Below are 19438 nucleotides of genomic sequence, written 5' to 3'. Positions count from 1 at the left end.
ATGCCTGCCGACCTCGCCCCCGGCGGGTCCGTCGGCGACCTCTGGTTCGCCCTCGACGACGTCTCGGCGATCCCGCGCGCGCGTCGCGAGGTGGCCACCCTCGCCCAGCGGCTCGGCTTCAGCGAGGCGCGGACCGGCGAGGCGCAGATCGTCGTGAGCGAGCTCGCCAGCAACGTCGTGAAGCACGCGCGTGGCGGTGACCTGGCGATCGGCGTCGTCGGCCAGGGACCGGCCGCGCTGCTGCGGGTCGTCGCGATCGACTCCGGCCCGGGCAGCCGCGACATCGAAGCCCTCGTCGCCGACGGCGTCTCGACCTCGGGGACGCTCGGCATCGGGCTGGGCGCCGCCCGGCGGCTGGCCACCCACCTGGCGCTCTACTCGGTCCCCGCGGTCGGGACGATCGCCGAGGCGCAGTTCGCCGGCTCGTCCGACGGGGGCGCGATCGACGTGGCCTCGCTGACCCGGCCGCTCGGCGGCACTGGCCCGTGCGGGGACTCGGTCGCTTTCCGCGACCTGCCCGACGGACGGCTCGTGCTGCTCGCCGACGGCCTGGGACACGGTCCCCTGGCCGCCGCGGCCTCGACACGAGCCGTCGAGGTTTTCCAGTCGTCCGCGTCGACCGCACCGGGGACGCTGCTCACCGAGATCAACCGAGCCCTCGGCTCGACCCGCGGCGCGGCCGTGGCCGTCGTACGGCTGGAGGCGGAGGCGGGTCGGATCGTGCACGCGTCCGTCGGCAACGTGGCCGGCCGTCTCCTGGGTGGCGAGCGGAACCGGACGCTCGCGGCCCAGCCGGGCATCGTGGGCCACCGGATGCCGCGGGTCCGGGAACAGGTCGAGACCCTCGACGGGACCCGCATGCTGGTGCTGCACAGCGACGGCATCTCGGAGAAGTGGTCCATCGACTCCATGCCCGGCGCCCTCGACCACGGTCCGGGCGTGCTGGTCGCCGCCGTCCTGCGCGAGGCCGGCGTACGCCGCGACGATGCCAGCGTGCTCGCGGTGAGGACCGCTCCGTGAGCGAGACGCTGACGGTCCTGGTGCTCTCCGGCGAGGACGACGTGTTCGCCGCGCGGCAGGTGGCCCGCGTCTGCGCCGAGGAGCTCGGCCTCGACCGCCTGGACGCGATCCGGGTCGCGACCGCCGTCTCCGAGCTGGGCCGCGAGGTCGTGACGCGCGACGGCGGGCACCTCACGGTCCGCCTCGGGCGCGGCGAGCTGCTGCTGGATCTCGACACGCACTCCGCGCGCGACCTGTGCGGCGTGGCCGGCCCGGTCGGCCGGCTCGTCGATGAGCTCGTCACCGGCGACGGACGCATCACGCTGCTGAAGCGACTGCCGCGCCCGGTCCCGCTCACTCCGAGCATCGTCAGCTCGCTGCGGCACCGGATCCGCGCGCACGCCCCCTCCACGCCCACCGATGAGCTGCGCGAGCAGAACCACGAGCTCATCACCGCGCTCGACGAGGTGCGCCGGCAGAAGGCCGAGCTCGAGGTCGTCAACAACGAGCTCGAGGAGACCAACCGCGGGGTGATGGCGCTCTACCACGAGCTGTCGGCGGAGCTGGACCGCACGAACCAGGGCGTGGTCGCGCTCTACGCCGAGATCGAGGACAAGAACGAGCAGCTGCGCGAGGCCAGCGAGGCCAAGAGCAGGTTCCTGCGCAGCATCAGCCACGAGCTGCGCACGCCCGCCAACTCGGTGCTCGGACTCACCCGGTTGCTCACCGATCCGTCGGGCGCACCGCTCAGCGCGGAGCAGCTCGAGCAGATCGAGTTCATCCGGGCGAGCGCGAGCGACCTGCTGCGGCTCGTCAACGAGCTGCTCGACCTCTCCCGGGCCGAGGCCGGGGCGCTCCGGCCGGACCCCGCGCCCGTCGACCTGGTGGCCCTGTTCGAGGAGCTGCGCGGGCCGACGGAGTCGTTGCTACGACCGGGAGTGCGCCTGGTCATCGGCGACGCGCTCACGGTGACCACCGACGGCGACATGCTCCGGCACGTGCTGCGCAACCTGCTCAGCAACGCCGCCAAGTTCACCGCGCAAGGCACCGTCGAGGTGGCCGCGTCGCGCCAGGGCGAGCTGGTCGCCGTGTCCGTCCACGACTCCGGCGTGGGCATCGAGGACGCCGACCTGGCTCGGATCTTCGAGGAGTTCTACCAGGTCCGCACCCCGCTCCACACCAGCGCCAAGGGGACCGGGCTGGGCCTCCCGTTCGCCCAGCGCGTGGCCCGCGCGCTCGGCGGGTCGATCGAGGTCGAGAGCACGCCCGGGGTGGGCAGCACGTTCACCCTGCTCCTGCCCGTCCAGCCCCCGGCCGCGGCGGCGATCGCATGAGCGACGGAGTGCCGCGCGTCCTCGTCTGCGACGACACCCCGGCGAAGCGCTACGTGATCACCAGCTGGCTGCGCCGCGCCGGCTACACCGTCATCCAGACCGACTCCGTCGCCGAGGCCCTCGAGGTCCTGCGCGAGCAGCCCGTCGACCTCGCCGTCCTCGACGTGCACCTGCCGGACGGCAGCGGCCTCGACATCGCGCACAGGATCAAGTCCGACCCGCAGACCTCCTCCGTCCCGGTCATCCACATCTCCGCGGTCGCCATCGAGACCCACGACCGGGTCGCGGGGCTCGACCGGGGCGGCGACGCCTACCTCGTCGACCCGATCGAGCCGGAGGAGATGCTGTCCACGGTGCGGGCCCTGCTGCGCTCCTCGGGCGCACGCCGCAATGCCGAGGACCTGGCCACCCGGACCGGGCGGCTCAACCGGGCCGCCGTACGACTCCACCTCGCGACGACGATGCCGCGGTTGGTCGAGGCGGCTGCGCGGGCGGCCGCCGAGGTGACCGACGACACCGCCGCGATCCTCGTCCGTCACGATGCCGCCGCCCTGTGGGCGGCGGCGCCTTCCGGTGGCGCCGAGGCGTCGAGCGTCGTGATCGACGAAGCCCGCGCGAAGGCGCTCGTCGAGGCCGCCGAGCGGCCGGTCGCACACTCCTCGGAGCAGCCGTGGTCAGAGGTCCTGCCCGTCGCGGCCGGCGACGAGTGGGCGCTGTGGCCGGTAGTGGGCGCTACCGCGCCGTTGGGCTTCATCGCGGTGCCGTCCGCGAACCTGACCGACACCGTGCGCGGACTCGTCGAGCGGCTCGCCCAGCTCACGTCGGTCGCCGCCGACAACCTGCTCGCGCTCGAGCGCGAGCACCAGACCGCGATGCTGCTGCAGCGCAGCCTCCTGCCAGCGGTCCTGCCCCAGCCGCCGGGCCTGAGCATCGCCGCGCGATATCGCGCCTCCCAACGTCACGCCGAGGTCGGCGGCGACTTCTTCGACGCGTTCACCGTCGACGACGACTGCCTGCTCGTCATCGGCGATGTGCAGGGGCACTCCCTGGAGGCCGCCGTCGTGATGGCGGAGCTGCGCTACTCCTTGCGTGCCTACGCGTACGACGGCCACGCCCCGGCCGACGTGCTCGACCGTGTCGACACCCTGTTGGAGCGCAACGACGCCGAGCTGATCGCGACCGCCTGCATCGCGAAGGTCGCCGCCGACCGACGGAGCCTCGAGATCGTCAGCGCCGGGCATCTCCCGATCCTGCTGTGCCGGGCCGGCGAGACGACGTACGTGGAGACGCCCGGGACCTTGCTGGGCATCGGGATGGAGCACGAGCCGCGGACGATCGGCCTGGAGCCCGACGACCGGCTGGTGCTGGTCACGGACGGGCTGGTGGAACGCCGCGGTGAGGCGCTCGGGGACGGCCTGGAACGCCTCTCCGACGCGGTGCGAGCCGGCCTTCGCCTGACCGCGGAGGGCCTCGCTCAAGAGCTCGCCACGCTCGGCGGGGCGAGCGACGACGACGTCGCCATCCTGGTCGTCGACATCACCGGCTGAGGCCGACAGATGGTCGAGGGGCGGAGCCGTCTTCCCAGCGGCTCCGCCCCTCCCCTGCATAAGACAGGGTTCCCCGTTGATCCCACCGGCTGGGGTCGAGGCAGCCGGCAGAGGTCACCTATTCAGTTGTGCCCGCGGTGCACCGCGGGTGGTCTGGACGCGCTCAGCGCGAGAGCGGGACGCGCAGCTCCTGGCCGGCCTGCAGAGCGCCGCCGGAGAGGCCGTTGAGGTCCTTGATGTGCTCCACCATGTCAGCGGTGTGACCCTGGACCGCGACGGTCTGCGCGATGTCCCACAGCGTCTCGCCCGGCCCCACCTGGATGACGGTCGTCGACTCGGGCCGTTCGGTGGCGGTGGAGCCGTTGGCCAGCACGAAGCCGGCGACCAGCGCGATGGCGAGACCCACGAGGAAGACCACCGCGCGTCCGCGCCGGGTCAGCCGCACCGTCGAACGTCGGGCCGCCGGCCGGCGGGCGGCCGGGCGCTCCTGGATCGCGGTCGGGGTGAGGGTCATCGTGCTCATGGTCAGCTCCTGGGGAAGTAGGGCTTTCGTCGTCGTCGGAAGATGTCTATCGGCGGCCACCGACACTCCTCGTCGACGGCGTTGATCGATCACCTGTTCGATCGAACACATGAGCGAGACTAGAGCAGGTGTTCGAACAGATTCAAGGACTGATTCGAACATTTTTTCGAGACACGCGGTTCGAACAGATGTTTGAAGTCCAGCGCGCCGAGGGTCTACCGTGGGCTCATGAGCACCCAGAGCCCCCGCCGGGGCACCAGGCAGGCCGGCGCGTCGGGGCGCCCGGTGAGCGAGTTGCCGGACGGCCCGCCCGACGCGACGGGTCTCACACCCCGTCAGCAGCGGATCCTCGCCCACCTCAAGGACTGCATCGAGCAGCGCGGCTACCCGCCGAGCATGCGCGAGATCGGCGCGGCGGTCGGTCTCACCAGCACCAGCAGTGTCGCCCACCAGCTGAAGGTGCTCGAGGAGAAGGGCTTCCTCAAGCGCGACCCCCATCGGCCGCGCGCCCTCGAGGTCTTCCTGCCGGAGGTGCTCGCGGCCCGCAAGTCGATCGGCGCCGCGGAGGAGAGCGCGTTCGACGAGACCGACATCGGCGACACCGCCCCGACCGCGCAGTACGTCCCGCTCATCGGCCGGATCGCCGCCGGCGGGCCGATCCTCGCCGAGCAGCACACGGAGGCGGTCTTCCCGCTGCCGAAGGAGCTCGTCGGAGACGGCGCGCTCTACCTGCTCGAGGTCTCCGGTGACTCGATGATCGACGCGGCGATCTGCAGCGGCGACTACGTCGTCGTCCGCCAGCAGCCGACCGCCGAGAACGGCGAGATCGTGGCCGCGATGATCGACGGCGAGGCGACGGTCAAGACCTACAAGAAGAAGGACGGTCAGGTCTGGCTGCTGCCGCACAACCCGGCGTACGAGCCGATCGACGGCACCCACGCCACCATCCTCGGCAAGGTCACCGCGGTGCTCCGCAGTCTCTGACCATCCCCCGATCCGCCACCGCGGCCCCGTCACACCAGACAGGGCCGCGGTGTCATGTGGTCGGAAGCACGTATCAAGGGATACCCCTGATCCCTCCCTGATCTAGGGGTTAATCGGGAAGAAACCGCAGCATCGGCTCCGTTACGCTGACGGGAAATCTCGGATTCCTTTGCGTACACCCAAAGGGGGGAATCGGATGGACTGGCGAGGCCTGAGGGCGCTCCATGCGCGTCGTTCTGGCATTTTCGCCGGCCTTCTCGAGATCTTCCTGATCTTCGCCCTCTGGACGTCCTACACGTTGTCCCGGCTGCTGGCCTCCGACGACATGTCGTCGGCGATGCACCGCGCGCGGGAGATCGTGAAGCTCGAGCGGTACGTCCGCCTCGACTGGGAAGGGCCGATCAACCGGTTCTTCGTCGACCACGACGGCCTCGGCCTCTTCGGGTCCTACTGGTACTCGGCCGCCCACTACATCGTCACGCCCGCCGTGCTGTTGTGGGTCTACCTCTCCCACCGCTCGCAGTACGTCACGCTGCGCCGGGCGCTCCTGGTCGCCACCGTGCTGGCACTCGGCCTCTACCTCATGCTGCCGACCGCTCCTCCCCGCTTCGTCGGCGGCTTCGTCGACGTGCTCAACCTGCACGCCTCGCAAGGCTGGTGGGGTGCCGACGCGTCGGCCCCGCGGGGGCTGGGTCAGTTCACCAACGAGCTCGCCGCGTTCCCGTCCCTCCATGCGGGCTGGTCGCTGTGGGTGGCGATCGCGATCCACGAGGTCACGCGCAACCGCGTCCTGCGCACGTTGGGGTGGACGCACGCGGCGCTCACGGCCGTCGTGATCATCGGAACGGGCAACCACTGGATGTTCGACGTCATCGTCGGCTGGATCGTGGTGCTGGTGGGATGTGTCGCCGTCGCGCCGTTCACGCCTATAGTCGAGACTCGTCCTGCTTCCCCCGCGTCTCGGAGAACACATGCGCCTGCGCCGCTCCGCCCCGTCCTTCCTGCTGCTGACGGGGCTCTGCCTCGGGCTGCTGAGCCCGGCGCGAGCAGCTGAGGACCCGACACCCCACCCGTCCCCGACGGTCGGTCAGGTCGTCCCCGGTGCCGACGGCACGGCCGATGCATCCGGTGACGCGTCCGGTCACGCAGCCGACGGTCTGGCCGACGGCGCCCTGTCGGTGCCCGCCTCCCGGGACGAGGCGGCGCAGTCGCTCGAGGAGGTCCAGGACCTCTTCGGTCCGATGTCGCGCAGCCAGGCCCGCGAGCTGATCACCTCCGGCGGGAGCAAGGACGCCACGATGGCGCTCCGCGACCTGTCGCTGCGGATGGGGTCGCTGTCGAAGAACCAGCAGGGTGCGGTCGACTTCGACGTCTACAAGCGTCCGTGGGGCAACGGCCAGTACAGCATCAAGTGCGAGGCCAACATCTGCGTGCACTGGATCTCGTCGACCAGCTACACCGGCGCCGACGTCGCGAGCGACTCCTACGCCGCCACCGTGCTCGCCACCCTCGTCCACGTCTCCGGCGTCTACCACGACGCCGGCTACCGCTACCCCCGTGCCGACGGCACCCGCGGGGGATCGACGCCCGACGCGCTGAACAAGACGGACGTCTACCTCGCCGACGTCGGCTCGGAGGGCAAGTACGGCTACTGCACGATCGACGCCTCGCGCGGCAGCGACGGCAAGCTGCACCCGGACTTCCCGCCGCCGAACCCTCAGCGCCGATCCGACCTGCCGGCCTTCTGCGTGCTCGACAACGACTTCAAGGCCAGCCAGTTCCCGACCGGTCGCAGCTGGCAGCAGGACCTCGAGGTCACGGCGGCGCACGAGTACTTCCATGCCGTCCAGTTCGCCTACGACTACTTCGAGGACCGCTGGTTCATGGAGGCGACGGCGACGTGGGCCGAGGACCAGGTCTACGACTCGATCAACGACAACCTGCAGTACCTCCGCGGCAGCCAGCTGCGTCACCCGGGCATCTCGCTCGACACCTTCTTCGGCGCCGGCGGGACGCTGCAGTACGGCGACTGGATCTACTTCGCCTACCTGACCCAGCGGCTCCCCGGACGCACCGGTGAGCTGCCCACCCTCGTGCGGCGGATGTGGCAGTACGCCGACTCCGTGACCGGCCCGGACCTCTACTCGGTCCAGGCGATCGCCGCCGCCCTCCGCGAGAAGGGCGCCGACTTCAACCGGCTGTTCGCCCAGTACGCCGCCGCCAACCGGCACCCGGCCAGCGCCTACTCCGACGAGGGCACCCAGCGGCTCTACCCGATCGCGCGGCCGCGCAAGACGATCCGGCTCAAGCCGGGCAAGCGCACCGCCTCGGCGACGTACCGGATCGACCACCTGGCCTCGGCGACCACCCGCTTCGTGCCCCGCGCACTCCCGGCCAAGCGCCACCGGCTGACCCTGTCGGTCAACATGGCCGACAAGCGGTCCGGCTCGTACGCCGTCGCGCTGGTCTACGCCAAGAGCGGCCCGATCACCACGAAGATCGTGCACCTCGGCCGCAAGGGCAACGGGAAGGTGCGGCTGCCGTTCAGCTCGCGGACCGTCGCCCGGGTCGAGCTCGTGCTCGTCAACGCCAACCACGCCTTCTCGCGCTGCTGGGTCAACACGGCCTACTCGTGCTCGGGCATCCCGGCGAAGGACGGCGTCAAGGAGACGCTCAGCGCGAAGGTGAGCTGAGCCTCTTCAGGGCCTGCCGCACGGTGCTGGGGTCGCTGGTCGGCCACATCGGCGGCAGGCTCGCCATCAGGAAACGTCCGTAGCGCGCGGTGGCCAGCCGCGGGTCCAGCACAGCGACGACACCACGGTCGGTCGTCGTACGGATCAGGCGGCCGGCGCCCTGCGCGAGCAGCAGCGCGGCGTGCGTCGCCGCGACCTGCATGAAGCCGTTGCCGCCAGCCTTGTCGGCGGCGCGCTGGCGGGCGCTCATCAGCGGGTCGTCGGGACGCGGGAACGGGATCCGGTCGATGAGCACCAGCTGACAGGTGTCACCGGGCACGTCGAGTCCCTGCCAGAGGCTGAGCGTGCCGAAGAGCACGGTGTGCGGGTCGTTGACGAACTGCGCGGCGAGCTCCGGCAGCTGGGCGTCGCCTTGCGCGAGCGTCGTCAGGTGAGGCAGCCGCTCGCGGACGACCTCGGCCGCCGCCTCGGCCGCGCGGCGGCTCGAGAAGAGGCCGAGGGCACGACCGTCGGCCGCGTCGACCAGCTCCACGATCTCGTCGAGCTGGGCCGGGCCGAGCCCGTCGCGGCCCGGCGGCGGGAGGTGCCGTGCCACGTAGAGGATGCCTTGCTTGCCGTAGTCGAACGGGCTGCCGACGTCGACGCCGAGCCACGGCAGGACGTCCTCGGTCCGCTCGAGGTCGCTGGTCGAGCTCGCCGACACCCGCTCCCCCGGCTTGAGCCCGAGGCTGCCGGCGACGCTGTCGAACTCGCCGCCCAGCCGCAGGGTCGCGCTGGTGAAGACGACCGTCTTCTCCGTCAGCAGCTTGTCGCGCATCGGACCCCACACCTGCAGGGGCGCGACGTGCAGCCGGCTCGGCGCCCGGTCGCCGCCCTCGCTCATCCAGAGGACGTCGTGCTCGGTGTTGGCGGCCATCCGCTCGGCGATCTGGAAGACGTCCTGGACCGTCCCCTTCGCCTGCTGGAAGCCGGCATCGGCGTCGTCCCCCTGCTTCTTCGGGTACGCCGACAGGGTCGACCTCGCCGCGTCGCGGACCAGCACCAGGGCGTCGTGGAGGTCGACCGGCAGCGCCTCGAAGCGCCCGGGGCTGGCGTCGATCATCGCGACTCGCAGCGCATCGGCGGCGTCGGCGAGGTCCTCTGCCTCGTCACCCTCGACGTAGCGCCGGCTCCGGCGGGCGGCCCGCTCGACGTCGAACGAGTTGAGCTCGTCGGTCGCCGCCTGGGTCACCCGGGCGACCAGCTCGTGGGCCTCGTCGATCACCACGGCGTCGTAGTCGGGGATCATCGGGATGCCCTCGATCGCGTCGATCGCGAGCAGCGAGTGGTTGGTGACGATCAGGTGGCTGCGCTGGGCCTTCTCGCGGGCGCGCTCGGCGAAGCACTCCTGGCCGAACGGGCACTTCGCGGCACCGAGGCAGTCGCGGTGGGTGACGCTGACCTGACGCCACTCCCGGTCGTTGTGCCGCGGCGCGAAGTCGCGCTCGCCGGTGCCCTCGTCCTCGGCCTGCTTCTCGGCCCACGCGCGCAGCTCGAGCACCTTCGTGGCCATGTCGCCCATCGGGACGTCCATCTGCAGCATGCCCTGGTCGTCGGGCACGCCCTCGCGGATGCGGTGCAGGCAGGCGTAGTTGGAGCGGCCCTTGAGGACCGCGAAGCTCGTGTCGAGCCCCCTGCCCTTGACCGCCTCGACCAGCCGCGGGATGTCGCGCTCCACGAGCTGGTGCTGCAGCGCCAGCGTCGCGGTGGCGACCACGACCCGCTGGTCGTGGAGCAGGCTGGGCACGAGGTAGGCCAGCGACTTGCCGGTGCCGGTGCCGGCCTGGACGAGCAGGTGCTCCTCCTCGGCGAGCGCCCGACCGACCGCCTCGGCCATCTCGATCTGCCCGGCCCGCTCGGAGCCGCCCAGCGTCTCGACCGCGGCCGCCAGCAGCTCGCGCACGTGCTGCGGGGACTGGTCGGAGGACACCGGAGAACCCTAACCGCGGCCCCCGACAACCGGCCCCGCGACTCCACAGCGCGGCCCGGACCGGTCACGGTGGCGACCGTCACAACGGCTCGCTGACCTGCACTGACTGCCTCGAGAGCGGCGCACTCCGTCGTTCCGGTTACTCCTGGGTTTGGATCGCCGCCCGCACCTTTGAAAACGTAGATGGCCCGTTTCAGGCTCGGACAACTGAAGAGGAATGCATGACAACCCAGCAACACGACCGCACACATCACGTCGTCGACGCGCTCACCACGCCCGCGTCGGACGTCGTGCCGCACCCCGCCCTCGACGTCCCGACCCCACCGCGCTCCCAGCGCGAGGGGCTGGACAAGGTCGTCTTCGGCGTGACGGCGCTGCTCGCCGTCGCCTTCCTGGTGTGGGGCTTCGTGAGCACCGGCTCGCTGGCGGACGCCTCGTCCAGCGCCCTGTCGTGGGTGATGGGCGATGCCGGCTGGCTCTTCGTCCTGACCGCGAGCGGGTTCGTGGTGTTCGTGATCTGGCTGGCCGCGAGCCGCTTCGGCGACATCAAGCTCGGTCGTGACGACGAGGAGCCCGAGTTCCGCACCTCCTCGTGGGTGGCGATGATGTTCAGCGCCGGCATGGGCATCGGGCTGATGTTCTACGGCGTCAGCGAGCCGGTCAGCCACCTGGTCACCCCGCCGCCGGGCACCGGCGACGCGGGCAACGCCGAGGCCGTCCAGCACGCGATGGCGACCACGCTCTTCCACTGGACCCTCCACCCGTGGGCCATCTACGCCGTCGTCGGCCTGGCCATCGCCTACGGCGTCTACCGCAAGGGTCGTCTGCAGCTGATCTCGGCGGCCTTCGAGCCGCTGCTCGGCCGCCACGCCAACGGCAGCTGGGGCAAGGTCATCGACATCCTGGCGATCTTCGCGACCCTGTTCGGCTCGGCCGCGTCGCTCGGCCTGGGCGCGCTGCAGATCCGCAGCGGCCTGCACATCGTCGCGGGCGTCGGGTCGACCGGCAACGCGGTGATCGTCGGGATCATCAGCGTCCTCACCGTGGCGTTCGTGCTCTCCGCCGTCTCGGGAGTCGCCAAGGGCATCCAGTGGCTGTCCAACATCAACATGGTGCTGGCCGTCGTACTCGCCGTGTTCCTGTTCGTCCTCGGCCCCACGGTCTTCATGCTCAACCTCGTGCCGACCTCGATCGGCAGCTACATCCAGGACCTGCCGATGATGGCGGCGCGGACCGGTGCCGAGGGCAAGGACACCCAGGACTGGCTCGCCGGCTGGACCGTCTTCTACTGGGCCTGGTGGCTGTCGTGGACGCCGTTCGTCGGTATGTTCATCGCCCGCATCTCGCGCGGGCGCACCATCCGCCAGTTCGTCACCGGCGTCCTGCTCGTGCCGAGCCTGGTCAGCGTCATCTGGTTCTGCATCCTCGGCGGCGCCGCCCTCGACCTGCAGAAGTCGGGCACCGACATCGCCGGCGCCGGCGGCATCGAGTCGCAGCTGTTCACCACCCTCGACTCCTTCCCGATGGCGAAGGTCGCCTCGGTGCTCGTGATGGTGCTGGTCGGGATCTTCTTCGTGTCGGGCGCCGACGCCGCCTCGATCGTGATGGGCACGCTCTCGGAGCGCGGCACCCAGGAGCCCACCCGCGCGACCGTCGTGTTCTGGGGCGTCGCGACGGGCGCCGTCGCCGCGGTCATGCTGCTCGTCGGCGGCGAGGACGCGCTCAACGGGCTGCAGTCGATCACCATCGTCGCCGCGCTGCCGTTCGTCGTGGTGATGGTCGGCCTGGCCGTCGCGCTGGTGAAGGACCTGCGCTCCGACCCGTTGATCGTCCGCCGCGAGTACGGCCGCGAGGTCGTCCAGCAGGCCGTCATCGCCGGTGTCACCGAGCACGGCGACGACTTCGTCCTCGCTGTCGAGGCCGCCGATCCCGACGCCGAGCAGCCCGACGACGACCTCGAGGCCGCGCCGCGCTGACCCGAGGGCCGATCCCAAAGTGTCACGGTGACAGCTGGCGGTGGGAGTGACAGGTCAGAGGTGTCACTCCACCCGCGGACTGTCACCGTGACACTGTGGCGCGCCCGTCACCGCGGCCGGGCTCTCCGTGCGGGCGGCGGACACGTGTGGGTCAGGCGGGCAGGTGCCGGGCGACCCAGTCGCCGTAGGCGCGGTGTCCGGCGGGCGTGAGGTGCAGCCGGTCGGGGAGGTAGGACAGCCGGGTGAGGCGGATCGACGAGACGTAGTCGACCCCGGCCGCCTTGCTCAGCGATGCCAGCCAGCCGTCCACGCGGCGGGCGCCCGCCAGCCGCCGGGGCGCCGGAGCCGGGCCGAAGACGACCACGTCACGTCCCCCGAGCCGGGACATCAGCAGCCGGAAGCCGTTCCGGACCGCCGCGTACGGCTGGTCGTAGTCGTTGAGCCCGCCCTCGACCACGACGAGGTCGGCGCCATCGGTCGTGCGGGTGCGGGTCGCGTAGGAGACGGCACCGCACGGCGAGGCGTGCGCGCTGAAGCCGGAGCCGGAGAAGCCGTCGACCCGCACGCGGCCGGGCAGACGGGAGGGCCAGCCCCGCTCGGGGTTCGTGAGCTTGTAACCCACCGACCAGGAGTCGCCGATGACGACGATCCTGCGGCCCGAGCCGGAGACGTGCCGCAGCCGGGTGGCGTGCTCTGCCGAGAAGGCATGGCACCCCGCGGCGTGGGAAGCCTCCGCGCGTCCACGCAGCACGACCAGGCCGGCGAGCACGAGCCCGGCGGCGAGGACGAGAGCGAGGAAGACCGAGACAGCGGCCCGGCTGTGAGCGCGAGGCACGGCGTCAATGATCCGCTCGGTTCATGAGTTGCGCATGAAGATCGAGAAAATGCCCTAGACGGCGTATGCGGCGAGCTCGCCGGCCAGCGCCTCGGTCGCGCGACCCTTGACCAGCGTGCCGTCGGCGGTGTGCTCCATCTCGTCGATCTCGCCCTGCTGGTGGATCTTGTTGACCAGGTCGCCGCGGCTGTAGGGCAGCAGCGCCTCGAACGAGACCGCCGGGTGCGGCAGGTCGGCCTCGACGGCCGCGAGCGCCTCCGCGATCCCCTCGCCGGTGTGGGCGGAGACCGCGACGCTGTGCGGCTCCTCCCGCAGCAGCCGCTGGACGACCAGCGGGTCGGCGACGTCGATCTTGTTGATCACGACGAGCTCGGGTACGTCGGCGGCGCCGATCTCGGCGAACACCTCACGCACCGCCGAGAGCTGACCCTCGGGGTCCGGGTGCGACCCGTCGACGACGTGCAGGACCAGGTCGGCATCGGCGACCTCCTCCAGCGTCGAGCGGAACGCCTCGATCAGCTGGTGTGGCAGGTGGCGCACGAACCCGACGGTGTCGGACATCGTGTAGACGCGGCCGTCGGCGGTCGTCGTACGCCGGGTGGTCGGGTCGAGCGTCGCGAACAGCGCGTTCTCCACGAGCACGCCGGCGTCGGTCAGCCGGTTGAGCAGCGAGGACTTGCCCGCGTTGGTGTAACCGGCGATCGCGACGGCCGGGATCTGGTGGCGCTGCCGGGAGGCGCGCTTGGTGTCGCGGGTGCCCTTCATCTCGCGCAGCTCACGGTTGAGCTTGGCGATGCGGCTGTTGATGCGGCGCCGGTCGGTCTCGATCTTGGTCTCACCGGGGCCACGGCCACCGATGCCCACGCCACCGGCGGCCCGGCCGCCGACCTGGCGCGAGAGGTTGCCACCCCAGCCGCGCAGTCGCTGCTTGAGGTAGTTGAGCTGGGCCAGCTCAACCTGCGCCTGGCCCTCCTTGGACTTCGCGTGCTGGGCGAAGATGTCGAGGATGAGCGCGGTCCGGTCGACGACCTTGACCTTGAGCCTGTCCTCGAGGTTCCTCAGCTGCGAGGGGGCGAGCTCACCGTCGCAGATGACCGTGTCGGCGCCGGTGGCCTGCACGATCTCGCCGAGCGCCTCCACCTTGCCGCGGCCGATGTAGGTCGCCGGGTCGGGCGCCTGCCGGCGCTGGAAGATCGCCTCGAGCACCTCGGAGCCGGCGGTCTCGGCGAGCAGTGCGAGCTCGGCCATGGAGTTCTCGGCGTCCTCGACGGTACCCTCGGTCCAGACGCCCACCAGCACGACGCGCTCGAGGCGCAGCTGGCGGTACTCGACCTCGGTGATGTCCTCGAGCTCGGTGCGCAGGCTGGCGACGCGACGCAGCGCGTGCCGCTCGGCGAGCTCCATGGCCCCGATCGTCGGGTCGTCCTCGGGGTCGTCGCCGGTCGCGTCGATGTCGACGACCGTCTCGTCGTCGTCCCAGTCGGCGGTGTCCTCCAGCTCGTCGCGGAGGTTGAAGTCAGGTGCGTTCGTCATACAAGGACAAGGGTACGGCGGCCTGCCAGCGCCGGGCGAACGCTTAACCCCGCCGGAGGACGCCCCGCGCCCACCTAGTCATTTCGGGCTATGCACCCCAGGCCGCAACGGGCTCACACTCGGAAGATGCCACGGTGGCACCACCGGACCCTGGGGACCGCCGTGACGAGCCGAGGGAGGGCAGGCTCGTGACGACGACCGAGGGGACGCCGGACCGGATCTACCAGCGTCTGCAGGACCCCGTGACGGGCCCCCGCAGGCGCCGGACGGCGTACGTCGTCCTCGCGGTGCTCTTCGCCGTCGTCGCCCTCCTCGCCTGGCCGGGCGCCGCTGCGGACCCCGGAGACCGAGCGCTTCCCGACCGATTGCGACTCTCGGTAGCCGGCTCCGCGGCGGTCGCCCATCAGTGGGTGCGCGGCCAGTACCCACTCACCTCGATGACGAAGGCGCTCTGGTGGGACATCCCGTTCGCGCTCGCCTGGGCGGCCTTCCTGGCCCTGGCGGTGCTGCTGGCCGGCCGCTACTTCCGCACCGTGACGATCCGTCACTGGGTCGTGCCGCTGGCCCTCGCCGCGCTGGCGGCGGGCGGCCTCAACGTCGTCGCCGACGTGGTCCTGCTCCAGCAGATCCACGGCGGCTTCCTCCTGGGCTGGCAGATCGCGGCGGTCGCCTCCTGGGGCGGGCTGCTCGTCCTGCTGGGCGTCGTCGGCTACGCGGTCGCGGGCTTCATGTCGGCACTGACCGGGTCAGCGATCACCGAGGCGCTGCACGACGCCGACCGCACCGGGGACGAGAACGACCCGGGCGTCGTCAAGCACGCGGAGCGGGAGACCCGGCACGACGAGCTGGGGCTGGCCTTCTCCGGCGGCGGGATCCGGGCCGCCTCGATCAGCCTCGGAGCGCTCCAGGCCCTCGAGGAGACCGGTCCGGGTCTCGGCTGGGCCCGGGCCAGGTCCGTGACGGCCGTGTCGGGCGGGTCCTACATGACCGGCGGGTGGAGCCTGGCGCGCAGCCTGGACGAGCAGCACCGCGAGCCGGCGCCCTGGACCGACCTGCCGGGCAACGAGCCCGGGCCGGAGGAGCGCCACCTGCGTGCCAACCTCGGCTACCTGCTGTCCAACACCCCACGGCGCAGCTCCCGCGACACGATGACCGACGTCAACGGCGAGGGCGCCCGCGAGCGGGTGCGACTGGACCGGGCGGAGCGCACGCCAGGCGTGCTCGCAACCGTCATCACCGGCATCGTGTTCAACGGCTTCGTCTTCCTGGCGATGCTGTGGACGGCCGCGCAGCTCGCCGGCTGGACCTACCGGTGGTACTACGCCCTCGCCTGCCCGGGCTGGCGCTCGAGCACGCGGGGGCTGGACTTCGCCGCGAACCACGGCTGCCTCACCGCGACCAGCCGACCCGGCTGGCCGGTGCTCGGCTGGCTCGCGATCGGGCTGCTCGGCGTGCTCGTCTGGGTCCTCGCGGCGAAGGTCGCCGAGGTGAGGGGCGCGGCCGTCCCGCCCGCCTGGCTCGCGGTCCCGAAGCTCGTCGGCTACAGCGGGCTCGCGCTCGCGGCCACACTGGCGGTGCTGCTGGCCGGCATCCCGGCGGCGATGGACCTGCTCTGGCGCCCGTTCGGCGCGCACGCCCTGATCACCGGCCTGGTCGCGGTCGTCGGCTGGCTCGGCTCCGGCGCCGCCGTGCTCCGCCTGCTGCGCAAGCCGCTCGCCAACCTCGCGCCCGCCATCGGCGGGACGTTGTTCGGCCTCGCGCTCGCGTACGTCGCCCTCCTCTTCACCCTCGACGGGATGACCGCCGACCCGGCGCAGCGGCACTACGAGCTGATGCTCGTCGTCGTGGTCGGCCTGCTGGTCATCCACTTCCTCGGCGCCATCGAGTTCTGGTCGCTCGCGGCGTTCTACCGCGGCAAGATCCGCGCCGCGTTCGCGACCTACCGGCCGCAGGTCGACGACGAGGCGCGAGTCGTGGCCCGCCCCTACGACAACGGCGGCGGGGCGGTGGAAGGCCGCCGTCCCGAGCCGCTCCTCCACGAGCTCACACTGCGCGACGACCGCATGGAGGGCACGCCGCTGACGATCTGCGCGTCGGCGACGGTCACCGGTAGGAGCATCCGCACCCACGCCGGCATCCCGGCGCTCAGCGTGACGTTCGACCCGCAGGACGTCCGGATGTACGTCCCGCTCGAGGGCGACGGCCGGTGGAAGCAGTACGCCGCGTCGACAGCGTCGATCAGCGAGCTGATGCGCCACCAGCGGCGGCGCTTCTGGACCGGTCTCCGGCCGCGGCTGACGACGATGCTCGCGGTGGGCCTGTCCTCGGCCGCGGTGTCGCCGGCGATGGGCAGGTTCAAGATCGGGCCGGTCAGCATGCTGCTGGCGTTCTTCAACGTCCGCCTCGGGATGTGGATCCCGAACCCGCGCTACGCCGAGAAGCTGGCCGCGGCGCACGTGTCGCTGCCCCGACCCGGGCTGGGCTACCTGCTGAAGGAGTTCATCGGCTTCCACGAGCCGAGCGACCTCTACGTCTACGTCACCGACGGCGGCCACTGGGAGAACACCGGCCTCGTGGAGCTGCTCCGCGACCGGCTCTACCGGGAGGTCGTGTGCGTCGACGCCGACTCCGGGCCCGGCAACACGGCGAAGTCGATCTCGAAGGCCATCGACCTGGCCCAGCTGGAGTGCGGCGCGACCATCGTGCTCAACCTCGACTGCCTGCGCAGCGACCCGCTCCCGACGCCTGGCCGCGACTACTCGCGCCGCTCGGTCAACGTGGGCGTCGTGCGCCGCCGGGTCGGCGACGGCGACCACCTGACCCTGCTCTGGTACACCAAGCCGGCGCTGACCCAGGACATGCCGCCGCAGCTGCTCGCCTACCGCGAGGTCGACCCGACCTTCCCGCGGGTGAGCACGGTCGACCAGTTCTTCCACGTCGCCCAGTTCGCCGCCTACCGCGACCTGGGCCGCTACAACGCCCGCATGGTGCTGCGGGCGCGCAGCGTGCTCGCCGCGCGGATGGCCGAGCACCCGACGTACGACTCGTTCCGGAGCTGGTGCGCGGAGCATGTCAGCACGGGGTCGGACGCGCCGACCGAGGACTGGGTGCTGGCCGAGCTGGTCAGCCTGGTCGACCAGCTCGGCCGGTCGCGACCGTGCGAGCAGGACTACGCCAGCCGTGCGTACGCCGAGCTGCGACTGATCCTCGCGGCCAGCCCGTCGCCGCCTGAGTACGTGCTCCCGGTGCCGGGCGGCGACGGCGTGACGGCGCAGCGGTCTACTTCGGAGGCATCCTGATGCCACCGTCGACGCGGATCGTCTCGCCGTTCATGTAGTCGTTGGTGATCAGCTCGAGGACCATCGAGGCGAGCTCGTCGGGGCTGCCGAGGCGCTTGGGGAACAGGACGTTCCGGCCGAGGTTCTCCTTGAACTCGGCCGGGTTCGGCACGAACTCGTAGATCGGGGTGTCGATGAGGCCCGGCGCGACGGTGTTGACCCGGATGCCCACCGCAGCGAGGTCGCGCGCCAGCGGCAGGGTGAGGCCGACGATCCCGCCCTTGGAGGCGGAGTAGGCAGCCTGGCCGATCTGGCCGTCGAAGGCGGCCACGCTGGCCAGGTTGACGATCGCGCCGCGCTGGCCGTTGGCGTCGGGCTCGTGGCGGCTCATCACCGTGGCGGCCTGCCGGACCACGTCGAAGGTGCCGATGAGGTTGATCTCGACGACCTTCTTGAAGCTCTCGATCGGGAAGGCGCTGTCGATCTGGCCGTCGCGACCGATCGTGCGGATCGCGCTCCCGATGCCGGCCGAGTTGACGCAGGCCTTCAGCGGGGCGATCGAGGCGGCCTGCTCCACCGCGGCGGTGATCTGCTCGGTGTTGGTGACGTCGACCTGGGCGAAGACGCCCTTGATCTCCTCGGCGAGGGCCTCGCCCTTGTCGGCCTGCAGGTCGGCGATGATCACCGTCGCGCCCCGGGCGGCCAGGGCGCGGGCGCAGCCGGCGCCGATGCCGCTGGCGCCGCCGGTCACGATGGCGGTGCTGTTGGTCAGATCCATGGGCGGGACTCTAACGGGAGCGGGTACCGTCCCCAGGTGCGACGTCTCGGCCCCCTGTTCCTGCTCACCGCCCTCCTCTGCCCGCTCCTCGCCGCGTGCGGCGGAAGCGACCGACCCTCCCCGGAGGCGAAGGCGTCGCTGACCGCAGCGTCACCCTCGGTCGCGACGCCCACGCCCTCGGCCCCACCGTCGCGGGAGGGGTCGGGAGTCACCAAGGTGCTCGTCTTCGTCGTCGAGAACCACTCGCTCGCCCAGATGCGGGCGGGCATGCCGAAGACCTACGGCTTCGCGTCGAGGCATGCCTACGCCACGAGCTACCGGGCGACCCGGCACCCGTCGCTGCCCAACTACATCGCGATCGCGGCCGGGTCGACCCTCGGCGTCGCCGACGACGCGAACCCCTCGGCGCACCGGCTGACCGGCAACAACGTCTTCCGCCAGGCGCGCCGCTCGGGCCACACCGCGAAGGTGTACGCCGAGTCGATGCCGCGACCCTGCACGCTGACCAACAGCGGCCGTTACGCCGTCCGGCACAACCCGTGGACCTACTTCTCCTCCGCCCAGGACCGGGCCGCGTGCCGCCGGTACGACGTCCCGGCGACCCGCCTCGCCCACGACGCCGCGACCGGGGCGCTGCCGAACGTCGGCTTCGTGATCCCCGACGTCATCGACGACGCCCACGACGGCACCCTGGCCCAGGCCGACAGCTGGATCTCCCACCAGATCGACGTGCTCACGGCGGGACCCGACTGGAGGGCGGGGCGGCTGGCCATCGTCGTCACTGCCGACGAGGACGACAGGCACAGCGGCAACAAGGTGCTCACCGTCGTCGCGACCCCCGACCAGCGCCCCCAGGTCGTCCGGACCCCGCTCAGCCACTACTCGCTGGCCGGCTTCCTCGAGGACGTCCTGCACGTCCGGCACCTGCGCCAGGCCCGCACGGCACCGTCGCTGGCGAAGGCGTTCGGCGTCCCGGTGCGGTAGTCGGC

The 19438-nt window shown here is 71.5% G+C and carries 14 protein-coding genes; 9 read left to right on the top strand and 5 right to left on the bottom strand.

Annotated elements, in window-relative coordinates:
* From QDS12_RS11260 to QDS12_RS11250, 3 genes are read left to right on the top strand one after another with little or no spacing between them, the layout of a single operon-like run.
* The gene (locus tag QDS12_RS11260; RefSeq protein WP_279879078.1) at window positions 1–1020 is read left to right on the top strand and encodes a SpoIIE family protein phosphatase; all 1020 of its coding nucleotides are present in this window, start codon (window positions 1–3) and stop codon (window positions 1018–1020) included.
* Window positions 1017–2333 carry a sensor histidine kinase gene (locus QDS12_RS11255; RefSeq protein ID WP_279879077.1) on the top strand — a complete coding sequence of 439 codons (1317 nt, stop codon included), beginning with the start codon at window positions 1017–1019 and terminating at the stop codon, window positions 2331–2333. The genes QDS12_RS11260 and QDS12_RS11255 overlap by 4 nt, the downstream gene beginning before the upstream one ends.
* Window positions 2330–3880 (top strand): SpoIIE family protein phosphatase, encoded by a 1551-nt coding sequence (locus QDS12_RS11250; protein ID WP_279879076.1) that lies wholly within the window; start codon window positions 2330–2332, stop codon window positions 3878–3880. The genes QDS12_RS11255 and QDS12_RS11250 overlap by 4 nt, the downstream gene beginning before the upstream one ends.
* Window positions 3881–4043: 163 nt before the next feature.
* On the opposite strand, the gene QDS12_RS11245 is transcribed toward QDS12_RS11250, so the two are convergent.
* Window positions 4044–4403 (bottom strand): LysM peptidoglycan-binding domain-containing protein, encoded by a 360-nt coding sequence (locus QDS12_RS11245; RefSeq protein WP_279879075.1) that lies wholly within the window; start codon window positions 4401–4403, stop codon window positions 4044–4046.
* Between the two features lie 228 nt (window positions 4404–4631).
* On the opposite strand from QDS12_RS11245, the gene lexA reads away from it, so the two are divergent.
* From lexA to QDS12_RS11230, 3 genes are all read left to right on the top strand, one after another.
* Window positions 4632–5387, top strand: coding sequence for a transcriptional repressor LexA (gene lexA, locus QDS12_RS11240; protein ID WP_279879074.1), 756 nt, complete (start codon window positions 4632–4634; stop codon window positions 5385–5387).
* Window positions 5388–5583: 196 nt separating this feature from the next.
* A complete protein-coding gene (locus QDS12_RS11235) occupies window positions 5584–6441 on the top strand; it encodes a phosphatase PAP2 family protein (RefSeq protein ID WP_279879073.1) in 858 nt (285 codons plus the stop codon).
* Window positions 6359–8080 carry an MXAN_6640 family putative metalloprotease gene (locus QDS12_RS11230; RefSeq protein WP_279879072.1) on the top strand — a complete coding sequence of 574 codons (1722 nt, stop codon included), beginning with the start codon at window positions 6359–6361 and terminating at the stop codon, window positions 8078–8080. Before QDS12_RS11235 ends, QDS12_RS11230 begins: the two co-directional genes overlap by 83 nt.
* Here the strand turns inward: QDS12_RS11230 and QDS12_RS11225 are convergent.
* Window positions 8061–9956 carry an ATP-dependent DNA helicase gene (locus QDS12_RS11225; protein WP_279880424.1) on the bottom strand — a complete coding sequence of 632 codons (1896 nt, stop codon included), beginning with the start codon at window positions 9954–9956 and terminating at the stop codon, window positions 8061–8063. The genes QDS12_RS11230 and QDS12_RS11225 overlap by 20 nt on opposite strands.
* Before the next feature lie 314 nt (window positions 9957–10270).
* On the opposite strand from QDS12_RS11225, the gene QDS12_RS11220 reads away from it, so the two are divergent.
* Window positions 10271–12025, top strand: a complete 1755-nt coding sequence (locus tag QDS12_RS11220; RefSeq protein ID WP_279879071.1) for a BCCT family transporter — start codon at window positions 10271–10273, stop codon at window positions 12023–12025.
* A 151-nt stretch (window positions 12026–12176) separates the two neighbouring features.
* On the opposite strand, the gene QDS12_RS11215 is transcribed toward QDS12_RS11220, so the two are convergent.
* Together QDS12_RS11215 and hflX are read right to left on the bottom strand one after the other, a co-directional pair.
* The gene (locus QDS12_RS11215; protein ID WP_279879070.1) at window positions 12177–12860 is read right to left on the bottom strand and encodes an SGNH/GDSL hydrolase family protein; all 684 of its coding nucleotides are present in this window, start codon (window positions 12858–12860) and stop codon (window positions 12177–12179) included.
* 54 nt (window positions 12861–12914) lie between these two features.
* On the bottom strand, window positions 12915–14264 hold the full coding sequence (hflX, locus tag QDS12_RS11210; protein ID WP_279880422.1) for a GTPase HflX: 1350 nt from the start codon (window positions 14262–14264) through the stop codon (window positions 12915–12917).
* Between the two features lie 317 nt (window positions 14265–14581).
* Between hflX and QDS12_RS11205 the strand changes: the two genes are divergently transcribed.
* A complete protein-coding gene (locus tag QDS12_RS11205) occupies window positions 14582–17692 on the top strand; it encodes a hypothetical protein (RefSeq protein ID WP_279879069.1) in 3111 nt (1036 codons plus the stop codon).
* On the opposite strand, the gene QDS12_RS11200 is transcribed toward QDS12_RS11205, so the two are convergent.
* Entirely contained in the window at window positions 17673–18449 is a 777-nt protein-coding gene (locus QDS12_RS11200) for an SDR family oxidoreductase (protein ID WP_279879068.1), read from the bottom strand. The two genes, QDS12_RS11205 and QDS12_RS11200, sit on opposite strands and share 20 nt — an antisense overlap.
* Before the next feature lie 36 nt (window positions 18450–18485).
* Here QDS12_RS11200 and QDS12_RS11195 point away from each other — a divergent pair, with 36 nt between their 5' ends.
* Entirely contained in the window at window positions 18486–19433 is a 948-nt protein-coding gene (locus QDS12_RS11195; protein WP_279879067.1) for an alkaline phosphatase family protein, read from the top strand.
* The last annotated feature ends 5 nt before the right edge of the window (window positions 19434–19438 follow it).

The sequence above is a fragment of the Nocardioides sp. CER19 genome, assembly GCF_029846275.1.
In the GTDB taxonomy this organism is placed as follows: domain Bacteria; phylum Actinomycetota; class Actinomycetes; order Propionibacteriales; family Nocardioidaceae; genus Nocardioides.
This window is presented reverse-complemented; position numbering and strand designations above follow the sequence as displayed.